The sequence below is a fragment of the Vibrio sp. V43_P6S15P86 genome (assembly GCF_009904725.1).
In the GTDB taxonomy this organism is placed as follows: Bacteria; Pseudomonadota; Gammaproteobacteria; order Enterobacterales; family Vibrionaceae; genus Vibrio; species Vibrio diabolicus.
The window spans coordinates 1-11,324 of the sequence record NZ_WXWT01000122.1; the positions used below are offsets into that span (position 1 = coordinate 1).

An 11,324-nucleotide genomic window follows, 5' to 3' on the forward strand; every position below is an offset into this window, starting at 1 on the left:
TACATACTTGAGAAAAAGAAGAGTAAGTTAAATATTCGTTACTGTGCTTGCTTGAATTAGGCACATTTTCTTTATGGTATTTGTTTGCCGCCATATCATGAAGAACAGCAGATAACGCAGCATCACCTGCACCATTGGTATTCTTGATTTTTTCTGGACCACCCATATATGGCGAGATATGTGAGTAAACTTTTATTGGTGTTTCACATGTATCTTTTTTCGCCGGACGACTAAATTCATAGCGATTAAATTCAGCGATTGACCCCGGAAGTAATGGTAAGGAAGTTTCGCGCTTCGCGCTGTCTTCCGTATAACCCGCCATAAATAGGCCTACAGGCCCCGCGGTGCACAATACTAGATCTGCCCACTCCAGTGTTTTATCAGATGCAGCAAGTGGGTCTGACTCACCCGTCAGTGCTTCTGCTTCATCTTCATTCATCGCAACGACTGAAACGTTATCTCGAATGAATTCTTGCCAATATTTCGGGTCATCTTGAATAACGAACTTCGTCCCAAGAGTCAGAACAACGGGCACATCATTCTTTTTCGCGTACTCAATCGCTTTCATTGTTGCTTCAGGCATTGGGTCGCCTTCTTTACAACGTACTAAATATGACGTTAGTACAAGCGCCGATGCATTTTTAAAGATTTTTTCTGGAATACTATCAGGATGCAGTTGGTTCATTTGCCCTTCACTGATCGCAAAAGTACGTTCACCATCTTCAGTGATAAGAGCGAAACAACGACCGATAGCGCCATCAACACCTTGTAGATAGTTCAAGTCCATGCGGCTTGATGTATTACAAAGGTAACGGTAGCCATAGCTGCCAATTTTGATATCCTGGCTCATCACTCCAAGCAGCGTAGAGCGATCATCTGCTAGCACAGAGTAGTTGTGTAGCGTGTTACCAATTGTGCCACCCGCATACTCATTGGTAATTAAGTTCTCTTCTTTAAGTTGCTGGTACAACTCTTCTGCTCTTTCGTCATCAATAACCAAAGAGTGACCTTTACTCAGACCGTACTTTTCAATCACATCCGTTGTAACTTTAGCTTCAATATCAACCAAAGTTTGGTCAATACCAATGATGTGAGTGCGCGTCATCTTCTTGCTTTCTTGTGCTTGGCTCACCAGCGGGTCACGAGCATGAACAGGAAAATAGTGCTTCGATTTGCGTTGTCCAGGAAATTTCATATTGTCAGTCTGAGTAAGGGGATGAAAAGGAGAACGGATTCTATACCGCTAATAATAAAGCGGCAATAAAAGCAATTATAGCAAACGTTTGCTAGCCACTTTTTTCTTCTAGACTCCTTATTCACCTTCCATAAAACTTAGATCTGGCAGTTGCTCAAGGTGCTCGCAGTAACGCTTTAGGTTGAACTCACCTTCATTTTTCATCACATCGAAAATTTCAATCGACATGGCACATGCCATCATTGCAACCGCTTCTTCTCTAGGTGTCCCTGTCATCATTAAGCGCATTAGCGTCTCTTTAACTTTTAATGGATTGCCGTCCTCAAGTTGGTTTTCAACAATTTCAATCAACTCGGCTTCTTGCATAAACTGGTTTTCTTCGGTCATTTGGACTTTCCTCTTGGATTTTTGCCAACTATGCCATATATACCTCTTCTATACTTGCGAAATTGTCCGTTCGAATTTCTGTTGAAGAAAAATGCAGCGAAACGAATTGTGATTTCGGTCTCGGATCTGTCACCGGTCTGTGGATTCTGATAGAATCTGCATCCCGTTTATTTAAGTGGTGTTTAGTAATGTCTGATAACAGCCAAAAGAAAGTCATCGTCGGTATGTCCGGCGGCGTTGATTCATCTGTTTCTGCGTATCTTCTCAAGCAACAAGGCTACCAAGTAGAAGGCCTGTTCATGAAGAACTGGGAAGAAGATGACAACGAAGAATATTGTACAGCAGCAGAAGATCTTGCTGATGCTCAGGCAGTATGTGACAAGCTAGGCATTCATCTACACACCATCAACTTTGCTGCCGAATACTGGGATAACGTATTTGAGTACTTCCTTGCTGAATACAAAGCGGGTCGTACACCGAACCCTGACATTCTTTGTAACAAAGAAATCAAGTTCAAAGCGTTCCTAGAATTCGCTGATGAAGTGCTTGATGCTGACTACATTGCAATGGGTCACTACGTACGTCGCTCTTTCCCGGATAACGGTGAGAAACCAGCGATGTTGCGTGGCCTAGATGGCAACAAAGACCAGAGCTACTTTCTATATACACTAAGCCACGAACAAATTGGCCGTAGCCTCTTCCCTGTTGGTGATTTAGAGAAACCTGAAGTACGCCGTATTGCGGAAGAGCAAGGTTTAGTAACAGCGAAGAAGAAAGACTCGACAGGTATTTGTTTCATCGGTGAGCGTAAATTTACCGACTTTCTCGGTCGTTACCTCCCTGCTCAGCCTGGTAATATCGAAACGCCAGAAGGCGAAGTGATCGGTCAACACCAAGGTTTGATGTACCACACACTAGGTCAGCGTAAAGGTCTACACATCGGTGGCCGTAAAGGCGGCGGTGGTAACGAAGAGCCGTGGTTTGTTGGTGAAAAAGACCTAGAGCGTAACGTGCTAATCGCAGTCCAAGGTAAAGACCACCCGATGCTAAAATCAGAAGGTCTACTTGCGTCACAACTTCACTGGGTAGATCGTGAGCCAATTCGCGATGTTATGAAGTGCACAGTGAAAACTCGTTACCGTCAGGAAGATATTCCTTGTACAATCATCCCGATCGATGATGAAAACATTAAAGTGATCTTTGATGAACCACAAATTGCAGTGACGCCTGGTCAATCAGCAGTGTTTTATAAAGATGACGTATGTCTAGGTGGCGGCATCATCGAGCAACGCATTAAATATTCTCAGGCTTAGGAGTCGTTACGTGGCGAATACACTTTATGACCGTACTATCGCTTTCGCTGGTATTTGCCAAGCTGTCGCTTTGGTTCAACAAGTTGCGAGAAACGGGCATTGTGATCAAGATGCTTTTGAAACATCAATCAACGCTATTTTGAACACAAACCCTGCTAACACCGTTGGCGTATTCGGTCGCGAAGCCGATCTAAAGCTCGGTCTGGAGTGTCTGGTTAAAGGGATTGATAGCACCCCATCAGGCAGTGAGATCACTCGTTACATCATTAGCTTAATGGCGCTAGAACGTAAGTTAAGCGCTCGCAACGATGCCATGTCCCAGCTTGGTGACCGTATCCAGATGGCCAAGCGCCAGTCAGAGCATTTTGAACTGCTAGATGATCAAATGATCAGCAATTTAGCAAGCATCTACTTGGATGTTGTTAGCCCTATAGGACCACGCATTCAAGTAACAGGCACGCCTTCTGTACTGCAACAAACGGCCAGCCAACACAAAGTCCGTGCTCTACTGCTATCTGGCATTCGTAGTGCTGTTCTGTGGCGCCAAGTAGGCGGTAAACGTCGTCATCTAATTTTTGGCCGAAAGAAAATGGTCGAACAGGCTCAAATCCTGTTAGCCAGAATGTAGAATACTCTGCTAGCTCGCGTTTATCGCGAGCTACTTTTTTTCGAATAAAACAAATCCCGCGCAAACGTTTGCGCAATATTCGTGACAATTGCCACAGTTATTGGTATAACGCTCACGAAATTTAGAAACCCAATTCAGGAGAACATCATGGAACTGTCAGCATTGACTGCTGTTTCACCAGTAGACGGCCGTTACGGAAGTAAGACGATTGCGTTACGCGAAATTTTCAGCGAGTACGGTCTACTAAAATACCGTACTATCGTAGAAATTCGTTGGCTACAGAAGCTAGCGGCTACTGCTGAAATTGCAGAAGTGCCAGCATTCAGCGCAGAAGCTAACCAATTCCTAGACGACCTTGCTGCTAACTTCTCTGAAGAAGATGCACGCCGTATTAAAGAAATCGAGCGTACAACTAACCACGACGTTAAAGCGGTTGAGTACTTCTTAAAAGAGAAAGTAGCAGACGTTCCTGAACTGCACGCTGTTAATGAGTTCTTCCACTTTGCATGTACTTCTGAAGACATCAATAACACCTCTCATGCGTTAATGCTAAAAGAAGCACGTGAGCAAGTGATTCTTCCAGAAATCCGTAACCTAATTGACGCTATCAAAGCACTCGCAGTTGAATACCGCGACATTCCTCTTCTATCTCGTACACACGGCCAGCCTGCTTCTCCATCTACAATGGGTAAAGAAATGGCAAACGTGGCGTACCGTATGGAGCGTCAATTCAAGCAAATCGAAAACGTTGAGATCCTAGCGAAAATCAACGGTGCAGTAGGTAACTACAACGCACACCTTTCTGCTTACCCAGAGCTAGATTGGCATAAGTTCTCTGAAGAGTTCATCACTGAGTCTCTAGGCGTAACTTGGAACCCTTACACAACTCAAATCGAACCACACGATTACATCGCTGAGCTGTTCGACGCTATCGCTCGTTTCAACACTATCCTGATTGACTTCGACCGTGACGTTTGGGGTTACATTGCACTAGGCCACTTTAAGCAAAAAACTATTGCTGGTGAGATCGGTTCTTCAACAATGCCTCACAAAGTTAACCCAATCGACTTTGAAAACTCAGAAGGTAACCTAGGTCTTGCGAACGCTGTATTCGGCCACCTAGCACAAAAGCTGCCTATCTCTCGTTGGCAACGTGACCTAACTGACTCAACGGTTCTACGTAACCTTGGTGTTGGTGTTGGCTACGCTATTATCGCTTACACTTCTACGCTAAAAGGTATCAGCAAGCTAGAAGTAAACCGTGAAGCACTTCTTGCTGAACTAGATAAAAACTGGGAAGTACTAGCAGAGCCAGTACAAACAGTAATGCGTCGTTACGGCATCGAGAAGCCATACGAGAAGCTAAAAGAGCTAACTCGTGGTAAGCGTGTAGACGGCGAAGCAATGCGCAACTTCATCGACGGTCTTGAGCTTCCAGAACACGAGAAAGCACGTCTGAAAGAGATGACGCCAGCGAACTACATTGGTCAAGCGGTTGAGCTGACAGATAAGCTGTAATCACACCTTGATGATCTGCAATTGAAAAGGTTGACGTGAAAGCGTCAACCTTTTTAGTTAGGAAGAAATAATTTCGGTTATTTGGTAGTAATGCAAGAGGATAAATCCCCCAACTACTATGGCTGTTTTTGGAAGAATAAGGTTATTATCCCGACCTCTATACCAAACTTTTTAATTTTGGTGAGGTTGAAAACATGCTTCTCGTCCTGACGATAAAGCCAATCATCAAAAGCGACCGTTACTGTTGAGTCATCCATTTGCAACTCAAAGTCATACCGCCACTGCAACGCATTGCCTTGCTCAGCCCCTGTTGCTACACCAATAATATCCTCTGCTTTACCTTCATAGCGTCCATCTTCTAATTTGGTAATAACCCAAATTCGCTGGTCAACCTCTCCATTATCAAACACAAAGTCTTCCACCAGCGTCAACGTGTTACCTTCCACAGTACCCACTATGTCGACTTCAAAACGACGAGTTTGTTGTTCAGTGTAATCTTGGACCATCCCCCACGCCTTTGTATCGCCTTCAAAATAGCCGAATAAATCAAAAGTCGGTGTAGAAGATTGATAATTATCGATATCTGCTGAGCATGCTGAAAGTAAGGCCGCAGCGGCCAAGGCGACTGATTTTAAAATTCGTTTAAGCACTATCTAACCTGCCCTATTAATTGTTTTCGAAGTTTTGGGAACTCTGTATTAGGTGACAACCATATAGACAAAAACGCATCGTTCATTCGCTCATCTTGAACGAAGCCGACTGTCTTGATTTGTGCAATGCCAGCTTGTCGGTAAAGAAGCTGACCAGTTTTACCATCGGTTAAGTAAGTAAGCTCATCCCCTTTTTTTATATCAGGGAACATACGGTTTAGTTCACTGATCCAACTTTTTCGATATGATTCAGTAAAACCAAGTTTTGCCCATTGCTCATCAGTTACATCAAGCAACTGCTGCTTGCTGATGTCTCTTTGATAGTTAATTTCCAATGCCAGAGGGTGTGGTGATACATCGCCATTTACAATGAACTTTCCATCGGGTGCTTTTAGTCGAGACTGATATATATCGAAGATGAACCATGTGAGTTGTGCCTCACCGACGGTTTTCCACCCCTTCCAACTCGACATCTTATCTGCGTTTTCACTGTTTCCCACTAGCTGAGCTTGTAGAGCAAAGGAGCCCATAACTACTAGAGAAGCAACTACCTTAATCAGCCTCTGGGTTAAATCTCTCTTCAAGCTTTTCATATCCGTATACCTTGAGTATCAAAAGTGTCATGGCAAACCATTCAGCAAATAGAATGACCAACGTGACGCTGGTATTAAATCCATATTCAACGACTTGGAGCTTGTAACCGGCGTAGTAACTAACGGTTCCTCCAACGCCACCTACAATTGATACGTAGATTTTTGAGAAACGGTACAAAACAGACTTGAGCTGATAGGCATACCAAGAGAACAAAACCCAAAGGCACAACAACCAAATGGGTAGCCATTGTGTTGGAAAGACAAAAACAGAAAACTGTTGATTGAGCGTATCGAGCACTACACCCGCCAAAACGATACTCGCGATGTGCTTCAAGGCAAAAGCGTCCGTCCTCCAACAATAGACAAGAGTAAGAAATGTTAAGGTCAGTGTTAGCCACTGCCATTGATAGGTCCCAAGCACTGCAGAGAACCAACAGAGCTGGAACCATGTAGAGGCCATCAGCAACTTCATAACGGTTTAAGGTCGCTGGAATGTCATGTGAACGGCACTGATACTTCGAGCTAAAAAGCCGCCTTCACAATAGCTCAGGTAATAGCGCCACATGCGGACAAAGCGGTCGTCATAACCGAGAGAGCGTACGTGATCTTCAGCTTGATTAAATCTAGAGTGCCACTCGCTCAAGGTTTTCGCATAGTCCAGACCAATATCAAATAAGTCTCTCACCACCAAGTCACTGTATTTGGTCGCAGCTTGAGTTAAAGATGTAACCGAAGGTAAGAACCCACCTGGAAAGATGTATTTCTGGATAAAGTCAACGTTGTTACTGTAGTAATCATAACGCTGGTCAGCGATAGTGATGGCTTGAATTGCCATTAAACCACCCGGCTTGAGTAATGATTGGCATTGCTTGATGTAGGAAGGCAAAAATTGTTTTCCAACCGCTTCGATCATTTCTATCGAGACTAACTTATCGTAGTGACCCGAAAGGTCTCGATAGTCTTGTTTTAATAGAGTGATCTTGTCGCCCAAATTTCGCTCTCTAATTTTTTGTTCAGCGTAAGCATGCTGCTCTTCAGAAATCGTCGTTGTCGTTACATGACAACCATATTGCTCTGCCATGTAAATGGCCATAGCCCCCCACCCTGTACCGATCTCAATCACTCGATCGGATGGTTGAAGCTCAAGTTGCTGGCACAAACGATCCATTTTGTTGATTTGCGCTTGTTCCAAAGTATCGTTGTCTTGCACATATAAGGCCGATGAGTACAGCATGTTGACGTCTAAAAATGACTCGTACAAATTGTTGCCCAAGTCGTAATGCGCATGAATGTTTTTACGAGAGTTCTCTTGAGAATTGCGGTTGGTCCAATGACTGAACTTGTACAGTATTTTAGTCAGCCAACTTCCTTTCTCTTCAAGTTTATCTAGCGCTCGCATATTGAGAGCCATAAGTTTCATTAACGAGGTTAGATCCGGGCTGTCCCACCAACCATCCATATAAGCCTCACCCGCCGCAATGCTGCCACCTTGCAAGATTCGCGAGTAAAAGCCAGGATGCTTTACCTCAATCGTCGCCACAACAGGCTGACCGCTGTATTCACCGTTGGGCGCATTAAAGCGCTCGCTTCTTTCTTTCGTTTCCGTCTTAAAGCTTTCAATAACAGTTAAGCAGCCGATTTCCATTTTTTGCAGACATTGAAAAATAACTCCGCGAGCCGCCTTTTGTGTTGTCGTCAATTTGCGCGGCAATGTCATAGAACTGGTATTTAACATGCAGAATTCTCCTTGTGCTTTTTATTTTTTTTGTCTGTTTTTTTAGTGTCGGCTTCTATTTCGTCGTGTGTTGAATATTTAGGATGAGAATAAAAAGGCGCGCCTTTCACCCAAAGTTTTAATGCGTGCCAATAAATACCAACCATTACTTTTACCGTCTGTATTGGCGTAACGATCAAACACTTCGATAAGCTTTTGCTCGAAAACACTTGAGCTTTCATTGTCATCGTCGCATCAAAGTGCTTTTCGCTTTTGTGGCATTCAAGATGAATCCTTAACTTGTCCGTCAGTGGTTTAATCTTCCAGTGATACTGTTGGTCAATTGGATTAAACGGAGAAACATGAAAGGCTTTCTCTTGTTCCCATCCAAAGTTTTCATCGTTTTGCTCAGCAGCGACTGCGTAGTAATGACGCTCGTTCCAAGGTGTATTGCTGACTTCAGCTAAGAGGTATTTCCATTCCCCTTCTTTGTTATAAACGTAGTAGAAATTCACCGGACTAAAATAAAGTCCTAAATAGCGCAAATGACAAACAGCGATGACTTTGCCGGTACAACGAACACCTGTTAACTCTTCAATTTTGTCGTGCACGGCCACCTTTAAGCAGCCCTCACCAACATAGTCACTGCGTTTAAAGCGTGCCCAATGCCACCAACGAGAGCCAAAACCCCAAACTTTTTCCTCTAGTTTTTTTAGCTCATCGACGTCAATAGCTGGCATAAACAATGAGTAGTTCAATTCATGTTTTATCGGCGTGAACCTGCGATGTCGAACGTTGCCAACAAACAACTGGCTGTTCATTTGGCTATCCATATCACGCTGCACCTTTTTCTAAGTTGACAGCAGTTTGAACGCGATATTTCTCTTCAAGCCCTTTCACTACGTCCAATGCGCTGCGAACGCCATCCTCGTGGAAACCGTTGTACCAATAAGCGCCGCAGAACCAAGTATTGTTCAGCCCTTGCACCTCTTCTTTACGTTGCTGTGCAGCGATAGAGTCGGTGGAGAACACTGGATGGTGATAGGTAAACGTCCGTAATACTTTGCTCGGTTCGATCTGCTCAGTGCTATTTAGCGTGACACAGAATGTGTGCTCAGATTGAACATGTTGGAGAATATTCATGTTGTAAGTAAGCGAAGGGAGACGTTGCTGTTCGTCTTCACTGCCCTCCAGTAGGTAGTTCCACGAAGCCCACGCCGCTTTACGCTTTGGAAGTAAACTCGTATCAGTGTGAAGCACCACTTCATTCGCTTGATAAGCCATATTACCCAGCACCTCTTGCTCGACTGGGCTAATGTCACCTAACATGTTCATCGCTTGATCACTGTGACAAGCAAAGATGACATCATCAAACCAATGCATTTCACCGTTGACTTTTAAACCCACACCATTCTCACTACGTAGCACTTTTTCTACCGGACTATTGAGTCGAATTTTATCGATAAAACCTTGAGTCAAAGGTGGAATGTACTCACGAGAGCCACCTTTAATTACATACCATTGCGGCCTGTTAGTAACATCAAGCAATCCGTGATTTAAGAAAAAGCGAAGGAAAAACATCAGCGGAAATGCGCGCATGTCCGCTAAAGTCGAAGACCAAATTGCAGCGCCCATCGGCAAAATGTAGTTATCTGAAAAGAAAGTACTGAAGTTGTGCTCATCAAGAAACTCACCTAGCGTCTGAGAATGACTCGATTGTTTGCTAGCGACGCTTTTGGCAAGTTTGTTGAAACGAAGGATCTCGAAGATAAAACGATAGAACTTAGGATTTACCCAATTACGCTTTTGAGCAAATAATGTCGACACGGTGTGACCGTTATATTCCAAACCATTGCCGTCGTTTCTTACACTAAAGCTCATCTGGGTTGGCAACCCTTCGACACCAATCTCGTTCATCATTTTGATGAAATTAGGATAAGTGCGATCGTTGTAAACAATAAAGCCCGTATCAATCGCATATTCTTTACCATCGAGTTTTACATCCACCGTCGCGGTGTGCCCGCCAATGTAATCGTTAGCTTCAAATACGGTGACATCATGCTCTTTATGTAGATAGTAACCACACGTAAGGCCAGAAATTCCGGTTCCCACAATCGCTACCTTCTTTCTTCCTACTGTTTTCATTTTTATTCCTTCTTATGATACGAGTTTAGCAGTTAGACGAGCTTGCCAACTGTATGGAAGTAACGAGATAAAACGTAAAATATTGGTAAACCTCGCGGGGAAATAGATGTGAGTCTTGTTGGCAGCCAACTGTTTTCTGATAGAGTTCGAGGCTTGCTGCGTAGAAATAATCATCGGCATTTCGAAGTCATTTTTGTCAGTTAACGGGGTTTCCACAAAGCCTGGGAACACGGTCACCACTTGAATGCCCTTCTTCTTCAAATCAACAGCTAATGTGCGAGCAAAGTAGCTCACAGCGGCCTTAGAAGCGCCGTAGGCTTCAGCCCTTGGCAACGCGACTTCTGAAGCAATAGAACCCACGATAACGATGCGATGCCCTTTATCTAAGTGTGGTTGGCAACCTTCTACGCAGTTGGCAACACCAACGACGTTTACATTCATCACACGCGCCATGAGTTTCGCGTCAACCACACCGTTGTCCATATATTCACAATCCCCTGCATTAAAAACCCAGGTACTCGGCGTGAAAGGCAAACTGGACAGCGCATGCTGAGTTTGTTCATGGTTTGTCACGTCAAACTGTAATGTATGGATATTAGAAGAAGCAGCCCCCAATTCAGCAAGAACGTCTTTGTTTCGTCCACAAGCAATAACGCTCCAATCAGAGTTCGCGTAATCTAAAGCCAATTGCTTCCCTATTCCGGAGGTAGCGCCAGTGATTAAGATAGTATTGTTCATTGTCCTAACCTCTGCTTGATGGTTTTTACGACTGAGCCAAGTAAAGGTAAGTTTTCGTAAAGCATTTCTCCGAGATCAAAGTAATCTCGGTGATAAATAACTTGGCCTTCGCTGAATTTAAGATGCGACACACCATTAACGAGAATAGGTGCACCTTTTTGAAGTTTGGGATGCTGAAGATCCATGGTCCACGTTAGGAAGCCCGTATCTCCGACTTGTTGATGTTCGTGGATAACAAAGTCACAGCTTATGACGTTGGCATATAATGATGTGAAGTAATCTGAAAGTGCAGGCCACCCCTCTAAACGATGAGCAGCATCTTCAAAGACGACATCTTGGTGATATACGTCTTTAAGCAGATGTAAGTTCGCTTTATTCAGCTTTTGATAGATATTGCCAACAGACTGTATGTCCATGTGTTTACTCCTACATGCCCATCAAGT

Annotated in this window: 13 protein-coding genes; 3 read left to right on the plus strand and 10 right to left on the minus strand. The window is 43.9% G+C overall.

Translation table 11 applies throughout. The annotated features are described in order from the left end of the window. Together CAG69_RS05415 and CAG69_RS05420 are read right to left on the minus strand one after the other, a co-directional pair. Positions 1-1,195 (minus strand): inosine/guanosine kinase (locus tag CAG69_RS05415; RefSeq protein ID WP_161443065.1); only part of this gene is annotated, 1,195 nt, incomplete at its 3' end. Positions 1,196-1,312: 117 nt separating this feature from the next. After that, positions 1,313-1,582: a hypothetical protein gene (locus tag CAG69_RS05420; RefSeq protein WP_005390859.1), complete on the minus strand. Its 270-nt coding sequence runs from the start codon at positions 1,580-1,582 to the stop codon at positions 1,313-1,315. 188 nt (positions 1,583-1,770) lie between these two features. On the opposite strand from CAG69_RS05420, the gene mnmA reads away from it, so the two are divergent. From mnmA to purB, 3 genes are all read left to right on the plus strand, one after another. Then, positions 1,771-2,895 carry a tRNA 2-thiouridine(34) synthase MnmA gene (gene mnmA, locus CAG69_RS05425; RefSeq protein WP_005390857.1) on the plus strand — a complete coding sequence of 375 codons (1,125 nt, stop codon included), beginning with the start codon at positions 1,771-1,773 and terminating at the stop codon, positions 2,893-2,895. Between the two features lie 10 nt (positions 2,896-2,905). Then, positions 2,906-3,523, plus strand: coding sequence for a high frequency lysogenization protein HflD (hflD, locus tag CAG69_RS05430; RefSeq protein ID WP_046874772.1), 618 nt, complete (start codon positions 2,906-2,908; stop codon positions 3,521-3,523). A 147-nt stretch (positions 3,524-3,670) separates the two neighbouring features. After that, on the plus strand, positions 3,671-5,041 hold the full coding sequence (gene purB / locus CAG69_RS05435; protein WP_005390853.1) for an adenylosuccinate lyase: 1,371 nt from the start codon (positions 3,671-3,673) through the stop codon (positions 5,039-5,041). Positions 5,042-5,157: 116 nt separating this feature from the next. Here the strand turns inward: purB and CAG69_RS05440 are convergent, their stop codons facing one another. From CAG69_RS05440 to CAG69_RS05475, 8 genes are read right to left on the minus strand one after another with little or no spacing between them, the layout of a single operon-like run. After that, complete coding sequence (locus CAG69_RS05440; RefSeq protein WP_443087736.1) at positions 5,158-5,691, minus strand: DUF3833 domain-containing protein; 534 nt, start codon at positions 5,689-5,691, stop codon at positions 5,158-5,160. Beyond that, the gene (locus CAG69_RS05445; protein ID WP_161443067.1) at positions 5,691-6,284 is read right to left on the minus strand and encodes a chalcone isomerase family protein; all 594 of its coding nucleotides are present in this window, start codon (positions 6,282-6,284) and stop codon (positions 5,691-5,693) included. The genes CAG69_RS05440 and CAG69_RS05445 overlap by 1 nt, the downstream gene beginning before the upstream one ends. Further along, positions 6,244-6,756 carry a DUF2878 domain-containing protein gene (locus CAG69_RS05450; protein ID WP_161443069.1) on the minus strand — a complete coding sequence of 171 codons (513 nt, stop codon included), beginning with the start codon at positions 6,754-6,756 and terminating at the stop codon, positions 6,244-6,246. The genes CAG69_RS05445 and CAG69_RS05450 overlap by 41 nt, the downstream gene beginning before the upstream one ends. A 6-nt stretch (positions 6,757-6,762) precedes the next feature. Then, on the minus strand, positions 6,763-8,019 hold the full coding sequence (locus CAG69_RS05455; protein ID WP_161443071.1) for an SAM-dependent methyltransferase: 1,257 nt from the start codon (positions 8,017-8,019) through the stop codon (positions 6,763-6,765). Next, the gene (locus tag CAG69_RS05460) at positions 8,013-8,831 is read right to left on the minus strand and encodes a DUF1365 domain-containing protein (protein ID WP_065645363.1); all 819 of its coding nucleotides are present in this window, start codon (positions 8,829-8,831) and stop codon (positions 8,013-8,015) included. Before CAG69_RS05460 ends, CAG69_RS05455 begins: the two co-directional genes overlap by 7 nt. Position 8,832: 1 nt before the next feature. Continuing rightward, positions 8,833-10,143, minus strand: coding sequence for an NAD(P)/FAD-dependent oxidoreductase (locus CAG69_RS05465; RefSeq protein ID WP_161443072.1), 1,311 nt, complete (start codon positions 10,141-10,143; stop codon positions 8,833-8,835). Positions 10,144-10,155: 12 nt separating this feature from the next. Beyond that, positions 10,156-10,881 (minus strand): SDR family oxidoreductase, encoded by a 726-nt coding sequence (locus tag CAG69_RS05470; RefSeq protein ID WP_150918416.1) that lies wholly within the window; start codon positions 10,879-10,881, stop codon positions 10,156-10,158. After that, positions 10,878-11,297, minus strand: a complete 420-nt coding sequence (locus CAG69_RS05475) for a nuclear transport factor 2 family protein (protein ID WP_005390833.1) — start codon at positions 11,295-11,297, stop codon at positions 10,878-10,880. Before CAG69_RS05475 ends, CAG69_RS05470 begins: the two co-directional genes overlap by 4 nt. Positions 11,298-11,324: the final 27 nt, after the last annotated feature.

Coding starts and splice junctions, on each gene's coding strand:
- CAG69_RS05465 (WP_161443072.1), bottom strand. CDS start 10,143: ATGAAAACAGTAGGAAGAAAGAAGGTAGCGATTGTGGGAACCGGAATT.
- CAG69_RS05460 (WP_065645363.1), bottom strand. CDS start 8,831: ATGGATAGCCAAATGAACAGCCAGTTGTTTGTTGGCAACGTTCGACAT.
- purB (WP_005390853.1), top strand. CDS start 3,671: ATGGAACTGTCAGCATTGACTGCTGTTTCACCAGTAGACGGCCGTTAC.
- CAG69_RS05420 (WP_005390859.1), bottom strand. CDS start 1,582: ATGACCGAAGAAAACCAGTTTATGCAAGAAGCCGAGTTGATTGAAATT.
- CAG69_RS05475 (WP_005390833.1), bottom strand. CDS start 11,297: ATGGACATACAGTCTGTTGGCAATATCTATCAAAAGCTGAATAAAGCG.
- CAG69_RS05445 (WP_161443067.1), bottom strand. CDS start 6,284: ATGAAAAGCTTGAAGAGAGATTTAACCCAGAGGCTGATTAAGGTAGTT.
- CAG69_RS05470 (WP_150918416.1), bottom strand. CDS start 10,881: ATGAACAATACTATCTTAATCACTGGCGCTACCTCCGGAATAGGGAAG.
- mnmA (WP_005390857.1), top strand. CDS start 1,771: ATGTCTGATAACAGCCAAAAGAAAGTCATCGTCGGTATGTCCGGCGGC.
- CAG69_RS05450 (WP_161443069.1), bottom strand. CDS start 6,756: ATGAAGTTGCTGATGGCCTCTACATGGTTCCAGCTCTGTTGGTTCTCT.
- CAG69_RS05455 (WP_161443071.1), bottom strand. CDS start 8,019: ATGTTAAATACCAGTTCTATGACATTGCCGCGCAAATTGACGACAACA.